General features: G+C 65.6%; 17 protein-coding genes and 4 tRNA genes. 12 read left to right on the top strand and 9 right to left on the bottom strand.

The window, feature by feature from the left end; all coding sequences use genetic code 11:
* Nucleotides 1-58: 58 nt before the first annotated feature.
* The 3 genes from WS64_RS03230 (at nt 59) to WS64_RS03220 (ending at nt 2,478) form a co-directional block, all read left to right on the top strand.
* Complete coding sequence (locus WS64_RS03230; RefSeq protein WP_059574095.1) at nt 59-1,072, top strand: class 1 fructose-bisphosphatase; 1,014 nt, start codon at nt 59-61, stop codon at nt 1,070-1,072.
* Nucleotides 1,073-1,278: 206 nt separating this feature from the next.
* Nucleotides 1,279-1,354: transfer RNA gene (locus WS64_RS03225), tRNA-Thr, on the top strand.
* A gap of 869 nt (nt 1,355-2,223) precedes the next feature.
* The gene (locus tag WS64_RS03220; RefSeq protein ID WP_006476609.1) at nt 2,224-2,478 is read left to right on the top strand and encodes a GlsB/YeaQ/YmgE family stress response membrane protein; all 255 of its coding nucleotides are present in this window, start codon (nt 2,224-2,226) and stop codon (nt 2,476-2,478) included.
* 233 nt (nt 2,479-2,711) lie between these two features.
* Here WS64_RS03220 and WS64_RS03215 read toward each other — a convergent pair whose 3' ends face one another.
* Together WS64_RS03215 and WS64_RS03210 are read right to left on the bottom strand one after the other, a co-directional pair.
* Nucleotides 2,712-5,075 (bottom strand): TonB-dependent receptor, encoded by a 2,364-nt coding sequence (locus tag WS64_RS03215; RefSeq protein WP_060965705.1) that lies wholly within the window; start codon nt 5,073-5,075, stop codon nt 2,712-2,714.
* A gap of 127 nt (nt 5,076-5,202) precedes the next feature.
* Nucleotides 5,203-5,592: a DUF2946 domain-containing protein gene (locus tag WS64_RS03210; protein WP_060965704.1), complete on the bottom strand. Its 390-nt coding sequence runs from the start codon at nt 5,590-5,592 to the stop codon at nt 5,203-5,205.
* A gap of 239 nt (nt 5,593-5,831) precedes the next feature.
* Here WS64_RS03210 and WS64_RS34820 point away from each other — a divergent pair, with 239 nt between their 5' ends.
* The gene (locus tag WS64_RS34820) at nt 5,832-5,936 is read left to right on the top strand and encodes a chorismate mutase (protein WP_162484450.1); all 105 of its coding nucleotides are present in this window, start codon (nt 5,832-5,834) and stop codon (nt 5,934-5,936) included.
* Nucleotides 5,937-6,159: 223 nt separating this feature from the next.
* The gene (locus tag WS64_RS03205) at nt 6,160-6,750 is read left to right on the top strand and encodes a chorismate mutase (protein WP_060965703.1); all 591 of its coding nucleotides are present in this window, start codon (nt 6,160-6,162) and stop codon (nt 6,748-6,750) included.
* 33 nt (nt 6,751-6,783) lie between these two features.
* On the opposite strand, the gene WS64_RS03200 is transcribed toward WS64_RS03205, so the two are convergent.
* A complete protein-coding gene (locus tag WS64_RS03200; RefSeq protein WP_060965702.1) occupies nt 6,784-7,911 on the bottom strand; it encodes an exonuclease domain-containing protein in 1,128 nt (375 codons plus the stop codon).
* Nucleotides 7,912-8,052: 141 nt separating this feature from the next.
* Nucleotides 8,053-8,256, bottom strand: coding sequence for a cold-shock protein (locus WS64_RS03195; RefSeq protein ID WP_060965701.1), 204 nt, complete (start codon nt 8,254-8,256; stop codon nt 8,053-8,055).
* A 394-nt stretch (nt 8,257-8,650) separates the two neighbouring features.
* Here WS64_RS03195 and WS64_RS03190 point away from each other — a divergent pair, with 394 nt between their 5' ends.
* Both WS64_RS03190 and WS64_RS03185 read left to right on the top strand, forming a co-directional pair.
* Nucleotides 8,651-8,917, top strand: coding sequence for a hypothetical protein (locus tag WS64_RS03190; RefSeq protein ID WP_059638904.1), 267 nt, complete (start codon nt 8,651-8,653; stop codon nt 8,915-8,917).
* 497 nt (nt 8,918-9,414) lie between these two features.
* Complete coding sequence (locus WS64_RS03185) at nt 9,415-10,560, top strand: porin (protein ID WP_059638903.1); 1,146 nt, start codon at nt 9,415-9,417, stop codon at nt 10,558-10,560.
* An 83-nt stretch (nt 10,561-10,643) separates the two neighbouring features.
* On the opposite strand, the gene greB is transcribed toward WS64_RS03185, so the two are convergent.
* Complete coding sequence (gene greB / locus WS64_RS03180) at nt 10,644-11,207, bottom strand: transcription elongation factor GreB (protein WP_006486618.1); 564 nt, start codon at nt 11,205-11,207, stop codon at nt 10,644-10,646.
* 129 nt (nt 11,208-11,336) lie between these two features.
* Between greB and WS64_RS03175 the strand changes: the two genes are divergently transcribed.
* The 3 genes from WS64_RS03175 (at nt 11,337) to WS64_RS03165 (ending at nt 11,694) form a co-directional block, all read left to right on the top strand.
* Nucleotides 11,337-11,413, top strand: a tRNA-Arg gene (locus WS64_RS03175).
* A gap of 66 nt (nt 11,414-11,479) precedes the next feature.
* Nucleotides 11,480-11,556: transfer RNA gene (locus WS64_RS03170), tRNA-Arg, on the top strand.
* 61 nt (nt 11,557-11,617) lie between these two features.
* A tRNA-Arg gene (locus WS64_RS03165) sits at nt 11,618-11,694 on the top strand.
* Nucleotides 11,695-11,884: 190 nt separating this feature from the next.
* On the opposite strand, the gene WS64_RS03160 is transcribed toward WS64_RS03165, so the two are convergent.
* From WS64_RS03160 to WS64_RS03145, 4 genes are all read right to left on the bottom strand, one after another.
* Nucleotides 11,885-14,251 carry a RelA/SpoT family protein gene (locus WS64_RS03160; protein ID WP_027783823.1) on the bottom strand — a complete coding sequence of 789 codons (2,367 nt, stop codon included), beginning with the start codon at nt 14,249-14,251 and terminating at the stop codon, nt 11,885-11,887.
* Nucleotides 14,252-14,314: 63 nt separating this feature from the next.
* A complete protein-coding gene (rpoZ, locus tag WS64_RS03155; RefSeq protein ID WP_006025620.1) occupies nt 14,315-14,518 on the bottom strand; it encodes a DNA-directed RNA polymerase subunit omega in 204 nt (67 codons plus the stop codon).
* Nucleotides 14,519-14,576: 58 nt separating this feature from the next.
* Entirely contained in the window at nt 14,577-15,260 is a 684-nt protein-coding gene (gene gmk, locus WS64_RS03150) for a guanylate kinase (RefSeq protein WP_059574102.1), read from the bottom strand.
* A gap of 70 nt (nt 15,261-15,330) precedes the next feature.
* Nucleotides 15,331-16,254 (bottom strand): YicC/YloC family endoribonuclease, encoded by a 924-nt coding sequence (locus tag WS64_RS03145; protein WP_060965700.1) that lies wholly within the window; start codon nt 16,252-16,254, stop codon nt 15,331-15,333.
* A 175-nt stretch (nt 16,255-16,429) separates the two neighbouring features.
* Between WS64_RS03145 and rph the strand changes: the two genes are divergently transcribed.
* Together rph and rdgB are read left to right on the top strand one after the other, a co-directional pair.
* Complete coding sequence (rph, locus tag WS64_RS03140) at nt 16,430-17,170, top strand: ribonuclease PH (RefSeq protein WP_060965699.1); 741 nt, start codon at nt 16,430-16,432, stop codon at nt 17,168-17,170.
* Nucleotides 17,163-17,792 (top strand): RdgB/HAM1 family non-canonical purine NTP pyrophosphatase, encoded by a 630-nt coding sequence (rdgB, locus tag WS64_RS03135; protein WP_060965698.1) that lies wholly within the window; start codon nt 17,163-17,165, stop codon nt 17,790-17,792. Before rph ends, rdgB begins: the two co-directional genes overlap by 8 nt.
* The last annotated feature ends 18 nt before the right edge of the window (nt 17,793-17,810 follow it).

The raw sequence follows: 17,810 nt of genomic DNA, 5'->3' as shown, positions 1-17,810 counted from the left end.
AGGCGCGACGGGTAAAATTGCGGCCATTCAAGGATTCTTTCGCCTTTCGGAGTCTGTCATGTCCATTGCCCGCCGCACCACGCTGTCGAAGTTTCTGATCGAACAGCAACGTGAGACCAACAACCTCCCCGCCGACCTGCGCCTGTTGATCGAAGTCGTCGCCCGCGCGTGCAAGGCGATCAGCTACAACGTGTCGAAGGGCGCGCTCGGCGAAGCACTCGGCACCGCCGGCAGCGAGAACGTCCAGGGCGAGGTGCAGAAAAAGCTCGACATCCTGTCGAACGAAATCCTGCTCGACGCGAACGAATGGGGCGGCAACCTCGCCGCGATGGCGTCGGAGGAAATGGAAACGTTCTTCCCGATCCCGGCGAACTACCCGCGCGGCGAATACCTGCTCGTGTTCGACCCGCTCGACGGTTCGTCGAACATCGACGTGAACGTGTCGATCGGCACGATCTTCTCGGTGCTGCGCTGCCCGGACGGCAAGCAGGCGACCGAGGAATCGTTCCTGCAGCCCGGCACGCAGCAGGTCGCGGCCGGCTATGCCGTGTACGGCCCGCAGACGGTGTTCGTGCTGACGACCGGCAATGGCGTGAACTGCTTCACGCTCGACCGCGAAGTCGGCTCGTGGGTGCTCACGCAGAGCAACATGCAGATCCCGGCCGACACGCGCGAATACGCGATCAACGCGTCGAACGCCCGCCACTGGTACGACCCGGTCAAGCGTTACGTCGACGAGCTGAACGCCGGCAAGGACGGCCCGCGCGGCGACAACTTCAACATGCGCTGGATCGCGTCGATGGTCGCGGACGTGCATCGGATCCTGAACCGCGGCGGCATCTTCATGTACCCGGCCGACAAGCGCACGCCCGATCGTCCGGGCAAGCTGCGCCTGATGTACGAAGCGAACCCGATGGCGTTCATCGTCGAACAGGCGGGCGGCGCCGCGACGACCGGCACGCAGCGCATCATGGAAGTGCAGCCGACCGGCCTGCACCAGCGCGTGCCCGTATTCCTCGGCTCGAAGAACGAAGTCGAGCGCGTGACCGGCTATCACGACGAAGCAAAATAATTGCACTGCAGCACTGGACGGAGGCGCGAGACATCAGTACAATCGCGCCTTCGCGATGTGGCCCTAACGGGTCGCATCGCGGTGAAGTGAAAGCGGAAAGTCCGCCGGATCGAGGGTTTCGCGAAGCAGCCGCAGCAAGCTGAAAAAATTTCGCAAAACCTATTGCCAAGATCGCGGATTTGACCATATAATTTCATTTCTCTGCTGCCGGTGTAGCTCAGTTGGTAGAGCAGCGCATTCGTAATGCGAAGGTCGTAGGTTCGACTCCTATCTCCGGCACCAAGACATAAAGGTCTGACAAGCATCGCTTGTCAGACCTTTTCTCTTTTCCGGCGCCGAAATCGTGAAGCCGGTCGACGACGCCCTGCCGATCGCGTCGCGCACCACGATCCTCGCCGCGGTCGTTATCTGCGCAACCTCGCCGACACTCCCGCACGACTTCCCCACACTCGGCGGCAGCCAGCCGATCGTATCGATCACCCATCGCGGTGCGCAGCGGCTCGGCCCGCGGCAGCCATGGCCCCGACGGCCGGCTGTCCGACCTGTACGGCGCAAGCAACAGCATCGGCTATCACGTGCCCGGCCGCCGGCACGCCTCGCACATTGACGCCATGGCCGCCGCGCTCGATCGCGCTCCATCCACCTACTTCGACCAATGTCAATCAGTCAGGATACCGAATGATGACGGACGCCGAATGCGACGCCCTCTACGTCGCCGCGCGGGCCACACGATGCCCCGGATCGGTGAAGCCGATACGTCGCTCTTGCTCGCCCTTGCCTGCCCGTTTCGCACTGCTGGCGATCGACGATGCCGTGACCGTTGCGCGGCTGACAGCCGACGCTGCCGACGGACTGCCCGAGGCACCCATGCACGCCACGATGCGCCCGATCGACGAATTTTCGGCAGCGCCTCATTCCTGCAGACCGGCTTGGCCGTGCGCCACGCGCGGTGCGCGCACGAATCGAGCCGTACGCGGACAAATCGCCCTGGAAAATCTCCTTAAGGGTGCATAACATTACTTAACGATTCCGACCCGCCTATCGCGTTACATTGCGTGGGCGGTGCGGCGGCCGCAGCCGCTTTCAACCAGCTTGCGGCGCGCGACCGCCCGTGCCCGGTCATTTCGACTCAACCCAAGGAGAGGACCACCATGACTCATGGCTTGATTATGTGGCTCATCATCGGCGCGATCGCCGGCTGGCTGGCCGGCTTGCTCGTGAAGGGCGGCGGCTTCGGGCTGATCGTCGACATCATCGTCGGGATCGTCGGCGCGGTGATCGGCGGCTGGCTGGCCGGACTGCTCGGCATCAGCATCGGCAGCGGCTTCATCGGCTCGGTGATCGTCGCGGTCATCGGCGCGGTGATCCTGCTGTTCGTGATCCGCCTATTCAGGCGAGCGGCCTGACGTTTTCTCTCCACGCGCCTTTGGGCGCGTTTTCGCATCGGGCCGGCGCGCGGCGCGTTCGCCGCGCGCCACCGGCTCCGTCAACGCTTCGCGTGCCGCAAGCCGCCGTCGAGCACGTCGGCCGTCAGCAATCCGCTGGAAGCTTCACGCACACCATCGCGCCCGATCCACAGGGTGCGCGCCGGCGGGCGACGGCGTCGCAAGCCGCGGCGCGCAGCCTGCCGCGAACAGTTTCACAGCGACCACTTCAGTTCCCCATAGAACGTGCGACCCGGATACGGGTGGAACACGTAGTAGCGGCGGTCCGTCAGGTTGTCGATGCCCGCCGACGCGCTCCAGTGACGATCGAAGCGGTAGCGCGCCTTCAGATCGACGACCGTAAACGAGCTCGTGCCGCCGTAGACGTCCGGATTCACGTCGCTGTTGTCGAGCGTGTTGAACTGACGGCCCGAGTAGCGCACGCCGACGCTCGCCAGCCAGTGCTCGTCGAAGCGATACGACGCGAGCAGGTTCGCGCGCATGCGCGGAATCCGCGGAAAGCGCGAACCGACGTAGGCCGGGTTCGCGGCATCGGCGAGAATCTGCGCGTTGCTCGCCGATACGTTCGCGTCGAGGTTCAGCCCGCGCAGCCCGACGTTCTCGCCGCTGAACGCGAGTTCGACGCCGCGTACGCGCACGCGGTCGACGTTCGAGACGTTGGTGACGGTGGTCGCACCCGCCACCGTCGTCTGGCTGTAGATCGAATCGCGCAGGTCGCTCTGGAACACGCTGGCGCGCACGACGCCGACGCCCACGTCGCGTTCGGCCGTGAAATCCCAGTCGATCGCCTTTTCCGGCCGCAGGTTCGGGTTGTTGTTGACGATCGCGTTATTCGAAATCGTGCCCTGGAACAGCTCGCCGACCGTCGGAAACCGCGTGCCGGTCGCGAACGACAGCCGGAAGCGCCAGACCTCCGTCGCGTCCCATTGCAGCGCGACTTTCGGCGACAGCGCGTTCGCGCTACGGTCCGCATAGCCGAGCGTGCCGTTCGCATTGCCGAGCGCGCCGCCATACGCGTCCCAGCGCTCGTAGCGCAGCCCGAGCGTCGCGAGCCAGCCCGGCGCGAAGCGCCACGCGTCCTGCCCGAACAGCGCCTGCGTGCGCGTATCGCCGCGATAGACGCTCGCGAGCGACGTGGTCGGCCCGGCCAGCCAGTCGGCCGTGTTGTACGTGGCGTTGCGCAGGAAGTAGTTGTCGTAGTGATAGCCGAACGTGAACGTATGGCCTTTCACTTCCGGCGCCTCGGCCTTCAGGTCGAGCGTGCGCCAGCCGGTGCCGTCGCCCTCGAACAGCGTACCCGCCCCGCCCTGCACGGTCGAGGCCGCGCGCAGCACGTCGCGCGAGACGTCGTACGCGGACACGACGCCCGACAGCCGCCAGCCGGAATCGAGCCGGCCGTTCAACCCGAGCGCGTACAGCCAGTTCTCCTGGTCGCCGCGCTGCGGCGCGAACGCGTTCGGCGCGACAGTCATGTTCTGGCCGCCGATCGACACGTTGCCGCCGTAGACCGGCTCGCCCGTCGCGTCGCGCAGGAAGGTCTCGCCGTGCTGCCGGTAATGGTTCTCCCAATGCCCGAGCGTCAACGTCGCATCGACGTGATCGGAAAACGCATAGCCCATCCGCACCGTCTCGTTGAGCTGCTCGGTTCGCTCGATCGTCTGCGCGCCGACGAGGGTCCGCCGCTTGCCGTTGGGTCCGATGTCGGTCGCCGCGCCCGCCACCGGGACGGCGGCGCCCAGCTTCGGGTTGTAGGCGGAATTGGGGCTCGCATACTGCATCGGCTGGCCGTCGTTTTCCAGCCGGTCGAGCGACAGCGCGAACCAGAACCGGCCGACGCGGTTCGCGATCCGCGCGGTCTGGTGGTTGCCGCCGAAGCTGTCCGCGAATCCGTAGCCGTCGTGGTAACGCTGCGTGAAGAACTGCGTCGACAGCGACGCCTCGAGCTGTTCCGGGCGGCGCGTGGTGAGCAGCACGGTCGAGCCGATCGAGTTGCCCGGATACAGTGCGGAAAAAGGGCCATAGAGCACGTCGACGCGCGCGATGTCGTCGGGCGGAATCAGCGACCAGCGCGGCGGGTACGCATAGCTCGAACCGAGCAGGTTCGACAGCAGCACGCCGTCGGCATAGACGAGCCCGCGCGCGCTCTGCAGTTCATTGAAGTCGCGGCCTGCGAATACGCTATTGCGGTCGCCGATGTAGCGCTTGCGAACCATCAGGTTCGGCGCGTACTTCAGCGCGTCCTCGGTGGTGACGTTGGTGTGCGCATCGATCTGCTCGCGGGTGATCGACGTGACGACGGCCGGCGTATCCGGGTCGACGGGTTGCCGCTGCGCGGTCACGCTGACGGCGGACAGCGTCTCGCCGGCCGGCGCGGCCGGTGCAGCGACACCGGCGGAAGCCGGCGCGGTGGCGGCAGGACGATCGGCGTGACCGCCGCGGGCGGCCTCGGCACGTGCATCGTCGGCTGAAGCCGCGTAAGCGGCCGGCCATGCAAAAGCGGCCGCGCATGCGAGCGCGAGCTGGCCGCGCGACGGCCGCGCGGCAAAGGGAGACGACATGAGGGAGTTCCTGAAACGTGATCGGACGCCGCCGGACACCGGGGCGCGAATCGCGCACGAACGACGCGACGCGCGGGCCGGGGCCGCGGGCGGCTCGCACGCCACCAGGGCGCGCGGACGACATCAATCAGACCGGAACGTTTTCAGGCGGGGCGCGCGGCTGCGCGAGACGGATGCCCTTGCAGCGCACGTCGGGGACGAGCGGCGCGGCCACCCGATACGCGAACGTGCGCACGAAGCCCGGCATCGCGGGCGGGCTCGCGCCCAGCGCGACGTTCGCCGCGAAGCCGGGGCAGTACACGCAATGCGGGACGCCGGCATGGTCGAACGACGACGTGTCGCCGTCGTCGCCCGTTTGCGCGAGCACGACCTGACGCGCGCCCGCTGCACTGCACAACTCGAGCGTGAGCGTGCCGGAGCCGTTCGACGCAACACGCGCGTAGCCGACGACGGGCGACAGTACGTTCAGTACCAGCGCCAGCCATACGAGGCCGATCCATCGCGTCGTTCGTCTCATCGCGGTCCAGGAAAAAGTGCGCGCAAGTATAGCAAGCGGCCCCACCGTTGCCGATCGCGCGATTGCCATACCGGGCATCGCACCGCGCGTCGGAGCGCATGTGCCGTTAATACAACAGAGACAAAATCTAACGATTCGACGCTGGCATAAATCCGAGCGCGAGGTTGATAATCATTGAACCTGCTGGAGAAACGATCATGGACGAAAGACCAACTCGCATGCCACCGCCCGAGCAAGTGATGAGCCCGGATCCGGAACCCGTCGGCGTGGAATTCCTCGCCGAGTTGCCCGAGCACGTTCGGGCATTCTTCGACGAGCAGCACAAGCTGTACTCGCCGAAGTGAACGTCAGTTCGGTTCTGTAACCGCCACGTGTCGATCATCGCTATCGTGCGGTTCATCCGTGCGCCTCGCGCGCCATTCGCCTCGCACCCGGGCCGCAACAGCCTGACGGTGCCGGATCGGCTCGCCTGCTGATTCTGCTGTCGCGACGCTACGCCGCGCGACTGTCTTCGTCTATCCTTCTGGTTTTCCACGTCCGGCCCGCCCGGCTCTCCCGATCGTTCCGATGAAGCAAGCCATTCGTGCCAGCCTCGCTGTCGCCGCGCTCGGCGTCGCCCTCTTCTCCCCGCATACCGCCCGCGCAGACGGCGACGACACCGCCCTCACCAACATCGTCGCGCTCGCGTCGCAGCGGCTCGCGCTCGCCGAACCGGTCGCACGATGGAAATGGGCGAATCACAAGGCCATCGAGGACCAGCCGCGCGAAGCGGCGCTGCTCGCCGCGGTCGAAAAACGAGCCGTCCAGGCCGGCGTCGATCCCGCGTTTGCCCGAACCTTCTTCGAGGATCAGATCACGGCGAGCAAGGACGTGCAGAACGCACTGTTCGCGACTTGGCGCACGACGCGGCCGCCGGAAGGCACGCCGCCCGACCTCGCGACCAGCACGCGGCCGGCACTCGACCGGCTGACGCAGAAAATGCTCGCCGGTCTCGCACAGGTCGCCCCGCTGCGCGAGGCACCCGATTGCCAGGCGCGGCTCGCGCGCAGCATCGCGAACTGGAAGACGCTCACGCGTTACGATTCGAGGCAGACGCAGGCCCTCGATACCGCGCTGTCACACGTGTGCGCCGCCGGCGGGGCCAGCGCGATCGGCTGACGCAGGCGGGGCCACGAACGCGGGCCGCCGCGCTCAATCTGCCGGCATGAGCGCCGCGAGCGGAATCATCTGCAGGCCGCGCGCGAGATGCGTCTGCAGCAGGCGATGGGTGAAGGGTTCGAACGCCCCGCCCGCCGCGTCGGCCACGAGCCGCGCGGCCGCATCGAGCGATTCCGCCGAACCGAGATAGCACCAGCCGTCGATCACGTGAAACAGGCGGCGCTCGCCGTTCGCCTCGAACGCGACGGCGCCGTCGAACGGCCAGGGCGCACCGCCCGCGCGAGCGGCATCGGCTGCGGGGCGCCGGTTATACGACGGACGCAACCGCGCGATCCATTGCGCTTCGGCAAGCATCGCCCCGAGCTCGTTGCCGGTCTCGCGCCACTCGACGCGCCGCACCTGCTGCGCCAGCCGCATTTCCTTCGACGACCGGCGCTCGCCGGTCAGCAGCGCGCGCAGCCGCTGCCGCACGCGCACGCTGCGGCCGACATACAGCGCTTCGTCGCGCTCGCCGAACAGCGCATACGCGCCGCACCCTGCCGGCGCGGTATCCAGCCATGCCTCGGTCAGGTCGCCACCCAGACGGAAGTGGCGCGTCGTCCGCGCGATCTGGTCGCGCAGCCGCTCAAGCGGCACGATGTCGTGCAGTTGGCGCCAGAACTGCCAGAGGAGGTCGGCATCGGCCAGCGCCCTGTGGCGCGCGGCCGGCACGAGCCCATGCCGCTCGATCAACGCATCGAGCCCGTGCCGCGATTCGCGCGGAAACAGCGCGCGCGACAGCCGTACGGTACAGAGCACATCGGGATTGAAGGCGAGCCCGGCTCGCTCGAATTCGGCGCGCAGGAAGCCGCGATCGAAGCTCGCGTTGTGCGCGACGAACAGCTTGCCGTCGAGCCGCTCGAACAGCGCCGGCGCGAGCGACGCGAACGTCGGCGCATCGCGCACCATCGCGTCCGAGATGCCCGTCAGTTGCTGGATGAACGGCGGAATCGCCTGCCCCGGATTGACGAGGCTCGACCACGTCGACACGCCGAGCGGCCCGATTTCGACCACGCCGATTTCGGTGATGCGATGGTCGGCGGACGAGCCGCCGGTGGTTTCAAGGTCGACGAAGACTAGCGGCTGTTCGCTGGCGGGATCGGGCGGACGGGAATCGGACATGAAAAGACTGGGAAACGGTGCTTTCGTGAGTATGCACCGGCATGCGTACTCGCGGCCAGCCCGAGCCGGCATGCTCCGTCCCCGGAAAACAAAAAGCCCCCGCGATGCGGGGGCCGGACGTGATCGGCAATGCGAGGCGCGTCAGACCGCCTGGATATTCGCTGCCTGCTTGCCTTTCGGCCCGACTTTGACGTCGAACGAAACACGCTGGTTTTCCTTCAGCGTCTTGAAGCCGTTCATCTGGATTTCGGAAAAGTGCGCAAACAAATCTTCACCGCCATTGTCCGACGTAATAAACCCAAAACCTTTAGCATCGTTAAACCATTTCACGATACCGGTATCCATGTCTGCGTTCCCCACTCGATAAGATCAAAAAAGCTATTTTTATAGCCGTTACCCGAAATCCCGAAACATTGCGCCGGCATCCGTACCGGCGCGCCGCCCGAGGACGGAGTGCTGACTTTATAAATTGGACAATCCGGGTGCGTCAAGAAAATTTTTGACGTGTGCTTTATCGAAAAGATGCTAATACCGCTGGAATCGGTACACCATCATCCTTGATTAATTGATTCGCATCAAAAACCTGTCAACATTACCGGGATCGGATCCTCGATAATCATCGGGCGCGAAATTTCTACCGGGGACAAATCGACCCGGTAAAATCCTCGGGTTTTTTCCGGGTTGCGGAAATGCGGAGACATTGCGATCCTGAAGCAACGCCGAAAGGAAGGAGAGGGTCATGTGGCTGGACGGAATCAAGCGCTTCGCGAGCCGGCTCGGGCGCGTACGTCGCAAGTCCCGCGCCCTGGCCGAGTCCGCGCGCGAAGCGCCGTGCGACGCCGAATTCGATATGACGTGGCACGGCGATCACTGGCAGAACCTGCTCGCATCGCCTCTGGATGCCCGTCACTACGTGATGGAAGACTGGACCTACACGCCGCTGCCGGTCGAAGCAGAAGATGCCGCGCCTGCGGGCAAGCGCAAGCGCCGCTCGTACACGCGGTAGCGCGCCGGGCAGCGGGGCAAAAAAAAGCGCGACTGGGAAGTCGCGCCGACAAAGGTTTGGAGATCTTTTCCGTCAACGAAAAAGTCTGCTTCGGAAAGCAGAGATCGCAGTATAGCGAGAGAACCACCTTTCATTATCCATGCTCCACACAAACCTCTATTGCCGATGTGTCAATAATCGCGCTATAGAAGCCCCCGCTCGCCGCTGACCGTCTGTCGCGACCGCGCAACGCCCGTTACGTCGTCCCTATTGCTGGCTCCTTTCGCTGCACCGCCGCAAGTCCTTGCGTGACAAGCGTTCGCGCGCGCCCGTCGATTTTTGCGGATTCCAAAATACATTATTTCTTAAAGCGCCAGCCGCCCTCGCTCGGCGCCCTTCATACACTGAAGGTGGCTTTCTGACGATCGCACGGCCGCGCCGCCGGAGCGACTACGGCGTCAGGCGAACACGGCCGGTCCGCCGCAGGTTCGATCGACATCCTGTTTGGAGACAGATCCATGAAAAAGACCTTGATCGTCGCCGCGTTGTCGGGTGTATTCGTCACCGCAGCCCATGCGCAAAGCAGCGTGACGCTGTACGGCCTGATCGACGCAGGCATCACCTACACGAACAATCAGCATGGCCACAGCGCCTGGCAGGAAACGAGCGGTTCGATCAACGGCAGCCGATGGGGCTTGCGCGGCACCGAGGATCTCGGCGGCGGCCTGAAAGCCATCTTCACGCTGGAAAACGGTTTCGGCATCAACAACGGCACGCTCAAGCAGAACGGCCGCGAATTCGGCCGGCAGGCGTTCGTGGGCCTCGCGCACACCACCTACGGCTCGCTGACGCTGGGCCGTCAATACGACAGCGTGGTCGACTATCTCGGGCCGCTGTCGCTGACCGGTACCCAGTATGGCGGCACCCAGTTCGCCCACCCGTTCGACAACGACAACCTGAACAACTCGTTCCGGATCAACAACTCGGTCAAGTACCAGAGCGCCAACTACGGCGGCCTCAAGTTCGGTGCGTTGTACGGGTTCTCGAATTCGTCGGCGTTCGCGAACAACCGCGCGTATAGCGGCGGCGTGTCGTACAGCTACCTCGGCTTCAATTTCGCCGCGGCCTACCTGCAGTTGAACAGCGACGTCAACGCGCTCGCGCAGGCCGCCTCCGATCCGGGTGCGGTCACCGGCGACTGGACCTTCGCGTCGCGCGTGCAGCGTACCTGGGGCGCCGGCCTGAATTACGGGTTCGGCCCGGCGACGGTCGGCTTCGTGTTCACGCAGACGCGCCTTAGCGGCCTGCGCGCGATCAGCGCCGGCCAATCGGGCGTGACGGGCGGCATCACGGGCCTTGGCGACAGCGGCCGCTTCAGCAACTACGAGGTCAACGGCCGCTACGCGCTGACGCCGGCCCTGTCGCTCGCCGGCTCCTACACGTATACGCAGGGCCGCCTGTCCGGCGACAAGCCGACCTGGCACCAGTTCAATCTGCAGGCCGACTACGCGCTGTCGAAGCGCACCGACGTGTACCTGCAGGGCGAGTTCCAGAAGGTCAACAGCGACGGACTCGACCTCGGCGCCAACATCAACGGGCTGGGCGCCGCATCGTCGACCAACAAGCAGATCGCGGTCACGGCCGGCTTGCGCCATCGCTTCTGAGCGACCGGCACATTCGCCGTACGCGGAAAGACGAAGCGCCCCGACGGGGCGCTTTTGCTTTGCCGCGTCGCGCCGGCCGACGCTCAGGCGTCGCCGCGCGCCGGATACCGGACGTCGAGTATGTCGATCGGCTGAGGGCCGGCCGGCGTCATCAGCGTGACGGTATCGCCGATCTTCGCCTTGATCAGCGCACGCGCGACCGGCGAAATCCAGCTGACGCAGCCGCGGTCGAGATCGACCTCGTCGATGCCGACGATCGTCACCGTGTGGTCCTCGCCGTCCGGCGTCTCATAATCGACCGTCGCGCCGAAGAAAACCTGGTCGACGTTCTCCTGCCGGCTCGCGTCGACGACCTCGGCGAGGTCGAGCCGCTTCGTCAGGAAGCGGATGCGGCGATCGATCTCGCGAAGCCGCCGCTTGCCGTAGATGTAGTCGCCGTTCTCCGACCGGTCGCCGTTCGAGGCGGCCCACGACACGAGCCGCACGACCTCGGGACGTTCGACGTCGATCAGGTTCAGCAGCTCGTCCCTCAGCCGCTTGTGGCCGGCCGGCGTGATGTAGTTCTTCGCGCCCGCCGGAATCGCGGGTTGAGCCGGGTCGAGATCGTCGTCGTCACCGTCCGACTCTTTGACAAACGCCTTGTTCATGATGCGGATTCAACGTGAATGACTGATCCTCCAAGGGTACACGAAGGGCGCCCGGCCAAGGCCATCGCACCAAATTCGCGAATAAGGCTTCCCTTTTTATACGACTCTGCTATACTTCCGCTTCTGCGTGCGGCTGTAGCTCAGTTGGATAGAGTACTTGGCTACGAACCAAGGGGTCGTGGGTTCGAATCCTGCCAGCCGCGCCACCTTTTCGAGGGCCTTCCGAACCGAAGGCCCTTTCAGTTCGAAGCAGTAGAAGTGTGTTGTTGCGTGCGGCTGTAGCTCAGTTGGATAGAGTACTTGGCTACGAACCAAGGGGTCGTGGGTTCGAATCCTGCCAGCCGCGCCACTTATTTGGGGGCCTTCCCATCGCAGAAGGTTCCGACAGTTGAAGCAGTACCGTTTTGCGTGCGGCTGTAGCTCAGTTGGATAGAGTACTTGGCTACGAACCAAGGGGTCGTGGGTTCGAATCCTGCCAGCCGCGCCACCTTAAAAGGGCTTTCCTCCGGGAAAGCCCTTTTTCTTTTTGCGCCCGCTTCGCGCCCCCCTCGTCCGCACCATCGCCCCCACGCCCTCGGCAAACGTCGCGTGCAGTTTCGACCGCCCCAACGAAAACGGCGGCCATTGGCCGCCGTCCGTGGATCACCGCATTCCCCCCGCGAAGGGGCGCGTGAATGTCAGTAATCCTGCCGCTCGCGCTCGATGCGCATGCCACCGTCATGGCGCGCATGTGCCCCGTCGTCGGTCGAGCGCTCTCGCATGATCCGCATCACATCCGGATTGGTTCTCACGCGCCGCATCACGTTCGCGAGATGCACGCGGTCGCTGACCTGGATCACGAAGCGCAGCACCGTCGATTCGTGGGTCAGATCCTCGTCCATCGCGATATGGACGATGTTCGCGTCGGCCGACGTGATGTCCGCCGCGACGCGCGCGAAGATGCCCTTCGTGTTCTTCACGAGCGCCTTCACCGCGACATCGAACAGGCGACCCGGCTGCGGCGCCCATTCGACATCGATCCAGCGGCCCGGATCGCGGCGATGGATGCGCTGCGCGACACGGCAATCCGTCGTATGAATCGCCATGCCCAGACCGATGCCGATGTAACCCATGATCGCGTCGCCCGGGATCGGCCGGCAGCATGCGGACAACTGCACGGACATCCCCTCGGTGCCGGTAATCACGACCGGCGGCGCATGATGCGCGGGATGCCGCTCGGACTTCGGCAGATCGTCGTCCGCGTCGCGGCCGCTCATCAGCACCTCGATGCGCTTGGCCATCACCGCGGCGACGCGGCGGCCGAGGCCGATGTCCGCGAAGATTTCCTGCCGGCTCTTGTTGCCCGTCCACTGCACGAGCTTCTCCCACACTTCCGGCTCGACATCGGCCAGCGCGAGGCCATAGCCCTTCAGGCTCTGGTCGACGAGCCGCTCGCCCAGCTGCACGGACTCGTTCAGGCGCATCGTCTTCAGGTAGTGGCGGATCGCCGAGCGCGCCTTGCCGGTACGCACGAAGCCGAGCCACGCGGGATTCGGCTTCGAATACGGCGCGGTGATCACTTCGACGATGTCGCCGCTCTTCAGCTCGGTGCGCAGCGGCAGCAGCTCGTTGTTGATCTTCACGGCCACGCACTGGTTGCCGAGATCGCTGTGGATCGAATACGCGAAATCGAGCGCCGTCGCACCGCGCGGCAGCGCCATGATCTTCGACTTCGGCGTGAACACGTAGACCGCGTCGGGGAACAGGTCGATCTTCACGTGCTCGAGGAATTCGCTCGAATCGCCCGCTTCGCTCTGGATGTCGAGCAGCGACTTCAGCCACTGGTGCGCGCGCTTCTGCACGTCGCTGAGATCGGCGCTGCCGTTCTTGTACAGCCAGTGCGCGGCGACGCCCGCCTCGGCGATCTCGTGCATCTTGCGCGTGCGCACCTGGAACTCGATCGGCGCGCCGAACGGGCCGACGAGCGTCGTGTGCAGCGACTGATAGCCGTTGATCTTCGGGATCGCGATGTAATCCTTGAACTTGCCCGGCACGGGCTTGTACAGCGCGTGCAGCGCGCCGATGCACGTGTAGCAGTCGAGCGGGCTGTCGACGACGACGCGAAAGCCGTACACGTCGAGCACCTGCGAGAACGACAGCTGCTTGTCGCGCATCTTGCGATAGACGCTGTAGATGGTCTTCTCGCGGCCGGTGATCTCGGCGTCGATCTTCGCGTCGGCCATCGCACGCTGCGCGGCCTCGAGGATCTTGCTGATCACTTCGCGGCGATTGCCGCGCGCGGCCTTCACCGCCTTCTCGAGCGTCGCGTAGCGATGCGGGTTGAAGTTCGCGAAGCTCATGTCCTGCAGCTCGCGATACGTGTTGTTCAACCCGAGCCGGTGCGCGATCGGCGCGTAGATGTCGAGCGTTTCGCGCGCGACGCGGCGGCGCTTTTCCATCGGCACCGCGCCGAGCGTGCGCATGTTGTGCAGGCGATCGGCGAGCTTCACGAGAATGACGCGCACGTCGCGCGCCATCGCGAGCAGCATCTTGCGAAAGTTTTCCGCCTGCGCTTCCTCGCGGCTGCGGAATTCCATCTTGTCGAGCTTCGACAGGCCGTCGACCAGTTCGGCGACCTTCGGGCCGAACCGCTCGGCCAGCTCGTTCTTGGTCACGCCCTGGTCTTCCATCACGTCGTGCAGCAACGCGGCCATCACGGCCTGCGCGTCGAGCTTCCAGCCGGCGCAGATTTCCGCGACGGCGACGGGATGGGTGATGTAGGGTTCGCCGCTCTGGCGATATTGACCGAGGTGGGCTTCGTCGCTGAAGTGGAACGCCGCCTTGACCTCTTTGATTTCGTCCGGAGCGAGATACTCGGCAAGCGCGGCCGTCAGTTTCGCGATCGAAACGACGCCGTGCTTGCGCGGCTGCTCCGGGGTGGCGGTCGGCCCGAACAGATGCCGGAAGGACTGTTCGAGGACCGCGTCGATGTACTGGCGCGCAGGCGACTGGGCCGTGGCTTCGGTGGTCGGATCCGCGGAGGCGGACGATGGGGTGGTGCTCATATTCGCCTCCAGGTCGAGTCGTTGCGCGCGTGGACTACATGGCTGGAACGGGCCGGATGCGCGTTACACCGGCACCTTCTTCAGCATCTCGACGCCGACCTGGCCGGCAGCGATTTCGCGCAGCGCGACGACGGTCGGCTTGTCGCGGCTTTCGATTTTCGGCGTATGGCCTTGCGCGAGCTGCCGCGCGCGATAGGTGGCGGCGAGCGCCAGTTCGAAGCGATTCGGGATTTGCTTCAGGCAGTCTTCGACGGTAATGCGAGCCATGTTGGTGATTCCTTCTGAATATAGTCCTTATTCTACCTTATGTCCCTCGTGCCCCGCGTCATTCCGCGTGGGGCAGATGGATGCCGAGCTCGATGAACAGCTCCGTGTGTCGCGCGTACTGCGAAGCAAAACGCAGGCGCGTCGCCGCGACGATGCATTCGAGTTCCGCGAGCGCACGCTCGAAATTCTCGTTGATCACCACGTATTCCGCTTCCGACGCGTGCGCGATCTCGCTGCCGGCCGCCAGCAGGCGTCGCGTGATCACGTTCGGCTCGTCCTGGCCGCGCTTCTTCAGGCGCTCCTCGAGCGCGTCGAGCGACGGCGGCAGGATGAAGATGCCGACCGCGTTGCGGAACTGCTTCTTCACCTGCAACGCGCCTTGCCAGTCGATTTCGAGCAGCACGTCGTGGCCGTTCTGCATCTGCTCCTCGATCCAGACGCGCGACGTGCCGTAGTAGTTGCCGTGCACTTCCGCGCTCTCGAGGAATTCGTGTGCCGCGTGACGCGCGCGAAAATCCTCGACGGTCGTGAAGTGGTAGTGCTGGCCGTCCTGCTCGCCGGGGCGCGGCTTGCGCGTCGTGTACGAGATCGACAGGCAGATGTCGCTGTCCTTCGACAGCAGCGCATTCACGAGCGTCGACTTGCCGGCGCCCGACGGCGCGACGACCATGAACAGGTTACCGGGATAGACGCCGCCGTGCAGCGAATGCGACGCGTGGCCGTCGCGATGGGAATCGGTCATGACAGCCTCCGCCGGGCCGCCCCCTCGGAGGGCAGCAAACATAGTGAGCGTGGGGGTCGTTTCATCTCTCTTACTCCAGGTTTTGCACTTGCTCGCGCATCTGCTCGATCAGCAGCTTCAGCGCCATCGACGCGTCGGCGAGTTCCTTCGCCGCCGCCTTCGAGCCGAGCGTGTTCGCTTCGCGATTCAGTTCCTGCATCATGAAGTCGAGACGCTTGCCGACGCGGCCGCCCTTCTCGATCACGTGACGCGTTTCGTTCAGGTGCGCGGTGAGCCGCGACAGCTCTTCCGCGATGTCGATCCGGATCCCGTACATCGTCACTTCCTGACGGATGCGCTCCGCGGCTTCCTCGCGCGTGACGACCGTCGAGCCGCCTTCGGGCGCCGCGAGGCCGAGCGCTTCCTGCAGCCGCTCGACGATCTTCTGCTGATGCTTCGCGATCAGCTCCGGCACGAGCGGCGTGATGCGCGCGACGATCGCCTCCATCTCGGTGACGTTCGACAGCAGCATCGCCGCCAGTTGCGCGCCTTCGCGCGAACGCACGACGACGAGCTCGCCGATCGCTTCCTTCCCGCAGGCGAGCACCGCGTCCCGGATCGCGTCGGCCGACACGCCGCTCTCGGCGAGCACGCCGGGCCAGCGCAGGATCTCGCCCGCGCGCAGGCGGCCGACGCCCGGGAACGAATCGAGCACCGCGCGTTCGAGTTCGGCAAGCTGACCGAGCGCCGACTGGTTCAGCGCGCCCGCGCCGATGCTCTGCTCGCCGCGCTGCAGGTTGATACGCACGTCGACCTTGCCGCGCGACAGCTTGTTCATCAGCATTTCGCGCAGCGCGGATTCGCACGCGCGCACGTCGTCCGGCATCCGGAAATTGAGATCGAGGAAGCGCGAGTTCACGGTGCGCAGTTCGACCGACACGCTGGTGCCGCCGTTGCCGGTGGCCGTCGCGAGTTCGCGCGTCGCGCTCGCGTAGCCCGTCATGCTGTAGATCATGGTTCGTCTCGCCGTCTGATGCCCTCGCGGGCGGGGGGGATATGTCGAGGCGCCCGGCGCATCGCAAAGCGCGGGGCGGCAAGCGCGCATTATCCCATTTTTGCGGGACACCCCGCCGGGCGCGCGCGGCGTTCGGCGCTAAAATCGGAGTTTCCTCTCCTTCCGCGATTTCCCCATGACGTCTTCTGTTTCCCGCCCGAGCGGCCGCCGCGCCGACGAACTGCGCAAGGTCGCCCTCACGCGCCACTACACGAAACACGCCGAAGGCTCCGTGCTGGTCGAATTCGGCGACACCAAGGTGCTCTGCACCGCAAGCGTCGCCGAGCGCGTGCCCGAATTCCTGCGCGAGCGCGGGCAAGGCTGGCTGACCGCCGAATACGGGATGCTGCCGCGCGCGACGCACACGCGCAGCGACCGTGAAGCCGCGCGCGGCAAGCAGACGGGCCGCACGCAGGAAATTCAGCGCCTGATCGGCCGCGCGCTGCGCGCGGTGTTCGATCTCGAGGCGCTCGGCCCGCGCACGATCCACATCGACTGCGACGTGATCCAGGCCGACGGCGGCACGCGCACGGCCAGCATCACCGGCGCGTTCGTCGCCGCGCACGACGCCGTGTCGACGCTGATCGCGGCCGGCAAGCTCGCGCGCTCGCCGATCACCGACCACGTCGCCGCGATCTCGGTCGGCGTGTACGAAGGCGCGCCGGTGCTCGACCTCGACTACGCGGAAGATTCGCGCTGCGACACCGACATGAACGTCGTGATGACGGGCGCGGGCGGCTTCGTCGAAGTCCAGGGCACGGCCGAAGGCGTGCCGTTCTCGCGCGCCGAGATGAATGCGCTGCTCGACCTCGCGCAAGGCGGGATCGCCGAGCTCGTGCAGTTGCAGAAAGCTGTCCTGGGCACGAACCATGCGTGACGACCGCACCCTCGCGCCGCTGTCGCGCATCGTGCTCGCGTCGAACAACGCCGGCAAGCTGCGCGAATTCACCGCGCTGTTTTCCACGGTCGGCATCGAGATCGTGCCGCAGGGCGACCTGGCCGTGCCCGCGGCGGAAGAACCGTTCGGCACGTTCATCGAGAATGCGCTGACGAAGGCGCGCCACGCGTCGCGGCTCACCGGGCTGCCGGCGATCGCCGACGATTCCGGCCTGTGCGTGCGCGCGCTGCGCGGCGCACCAGGCGTCTATTCGGCGCGCTACGCGCAGCGCGCGGGCCGCGACAAGGGCGACGCGGCGAACAATGCGTACCTCGTCGAGCAACTGCGCGGCGTCGACGACCGGCGCGCATACTATTGCTGCGTGCTCGCGCTCGTGCGTCACGCGGACGATCCCGAGCCGCTGTTCGCCGAAGGCCGCTGGGCCGGCGAGATCGTCGATACGCCGCGCGGCGGGCACGGATTCGGCTACGACCCGTATTTCTACCTGCCGTCGCTCGGCGCGACGGCAGCCGAACTCGAGCCGGCCGTCAAGAACACGCACAGCCATCGCGCGCTCGCGCTGAAGGCGCTGCTCGCGCGGCTCGCAGAGGAACCCGCATGATCGTCTTCATCACGCATT

Source organism: Burkholderia anthina (assembly GCF_001547525.1).
Lineage (GTDB): Bacteria > Pseudomonadota > Gammaproteobacteria > Burkholderiales > Burkholderiaceae > Burkholderia > Burkholderia semiarida.
The sequence above is the reverse complement of the archived record's forward strand: the minus strand, read 5'-3'. Positions and strand labels throughout refer to the sequence as shown.

Excerpts from the sequence above, each read along its gene's own strand:
- WS64_RS03210 (WP_060965704.1), bottom strand. The coding sequence starts at position 5,592 with ATGAGACGAACGACGCGATGGATCGGCCTCGTATGGCTGGCGCTGGTA.
- WS64_RS03195 (WP_060965701.1), bottom strand. The coding sequence starts at position 8,256 with ATGGATACCGGTATCGTGAAATGGTTTAACGATGCTAAAGGTTTTGGG.
- WS64_RS34820 (WP_162484450.1), top strand. The coding sequence starts at position 5,832 with ATGAGCCCGGATCCGGAACCCGTCGGCGTGGAATTCCTCGCCGAGTTG.
- WS64_RS03230 (WP_059574095.1), top strand. The coding sequence starts at position 59 with ATGTCCATTGCCCGCCGCACCACGCTGTCGAAGTTTCTGATCGAACAG.
- WS64_RS03205 (WP_060965703.1), top strand. The coding sequence starts at position 6,160 with ATGAAGCAAGCCATTCGTGCCAGCCTCGCTGTCGCCGCGCTCGGCGTC.
- rph (WP_060965699.1), top strand. The coding sequence starts at position 16,430 with ATGACGTCTTCTGTTTCCCGCCCGAGCGGCCGCCGCGCCGACGAACTG.
- gmk (WP_059574102.1), bottom strand. The coding sequence starts at position 15,260 with ATGACCGATTCCCATCGCGACGGCCACGCGTCGCATTCGCTGCACGGC.
- greB (WP_006486618.1), bottom strand. The coding sequence starts at position 11,207 with ATGAACAAGGCGTTTGTCAAAGAGTCGGACGGTGACGACGACGATCTC.
- WS64_RS03185 (WP_059638903.1), top strand. The coding sequence starts at position 9,415 with ATGAAAAAGACCTTGATCGTCGCCGCGTTGTCGGGTGTATTCGTCACC.
- WS64_RS03145 (WP_060965700.1), bottom strand. The coding sequence starts at position 16,254 with ATGATCTACAGCATGACGGGCTACGCGAGCGCGACGCGCGAACTCGCG.
- WS64_RS03200 (WP_060965702.1), bottom strand. The coding sequence starts at position 7,911 with ATGTCCGATTCCCGTCCGCCCGATCCCGCCAGCGAACAGCCGCTAGTC.
- rdgB (WP_060965698.1), top strand. The coding sequence starts at position 17,163 with ATGCGTGACGACCGCACCCTCGCGCCGCTGTCGCGCATCGTGCTCGCG.
- WS64_RS03160 (WP_027783823.1), bottom strand. The coding sequence starts at position 14,251 with ATGAGCACCACCCCATCGTCCGCCTCCGCGGATCCGACCACCGAAGCC.
- WS64_RS03190 (WP_059638904.1), top strand. The coding sequence starts at position 8,651 with ATGTGGCTGGACGGAATCAAGCGCTTCGCGAGCCGGCTCGGGCGCGTA.
- WS64_RS03220 (WP_006476609.1), top strand. The coding sequence starts at position 2,224 with ATGACTCATGGCTTGATTATGTGGCTCATCATCGGCGCGATCGCCGGC.
- WS64_RS03215 (WP_060965705.1), bottom strand. The coding sequence starts at position 5,075 with ATGTCGTCTCCCTTTGCCGCGCGGCCGTCGCGCGGCCAGCTCGCGCTC.
- rpoZ (WP_006025620.1), bottom strand. The coding sequence starts at position 14,518 with ATGGCTCGCATTACCGTCGAAGACTGCCTGAAGCAAATCCCGAATCGC.